This is a genomic window from Flavobacterium cerinum, from assembly GCF_004028155.1.
GTDB lineage: Bacteria > Bacteroidota > Bacteroidia > Flavobacteriales > Flavobacteriaceae > Flavobacterium > Flavobacterium cerinum.
On record NZ_SBII01000029.1, the window covers coordinates 1 to 777 of the forward strand.

The 777-nt window shown below is 47.0% G+C and carries 1 pseudogene; it reads right to left on the bottom strand.

The features are described 5' to 3' along the window. Window positions 1-777 (bottom strand): annotated as a pseudogene (locus tag EPI11_RS19060) (hypothetical protein); the annotation flags it as partial.

Below are 777 nucleotides of genomic sequence, written 5' to 3' on the forward strand. Positions count from 1 at the left end.
AGCAATGGGCGCTGGGATAACTTCTAATACCACAGGGGTAATAGTGAAACAACCCGTAGCAATATCGGAAACACGTGCGTAGATCGTTTTGCTTGCCGATAAGTAAAGTGACGTCTCATTATCGGTACCACCTAATTGTGCCTGAGCTAAAGTCTCATAGTAGGTTACTACATAACCGGCTGCTCCATTGGTGATCACCACAGCCATCTGGTCAAGGTTAAACTCGCCTTCGCCAGGTACCTGCTCACAAGCATAGAACGTATCAAGGGCAGGATTGATAACCGGCAGCGGGTTAACTATAATATGGAAAGAAGCAACACTTACACAGCCTAAACCGGTCTCTACACGTACCCAGATTACCTGGTCGTTTGGAGAGGCTGTATTGCTGTGGGCAGTAGGAACAGCAATAGCGCCTGTACCGCTCTGAGCAGCTGCCTGGCTTAGGTAGTAGCTTACTGTATATCCGGCAGTACCGCCTGTTGCCTGAGCATCTTTAGTCGTAAGGTCAAAAACCTCAATACCATCAGGGGAATTCGTATAATCACATAAAGCATAATTCGTCATCACAGGAATAGCCGGCCTTGGGTGAACAATCAATTGGATCGGAACAACCGTACGGCAGTTCGTAGTGGTTCCACTCTGGATGACACTAGCCCATACCGTTTGTGTATAAGCAACAGTATTCTGGAAATTCGTTACATCTGTCGTTATTGGAGTAGTACCAAAATCAGCGCCAATCTCGGTAAGGTGATACGTTATCGTTAAACCAGTCTGCCC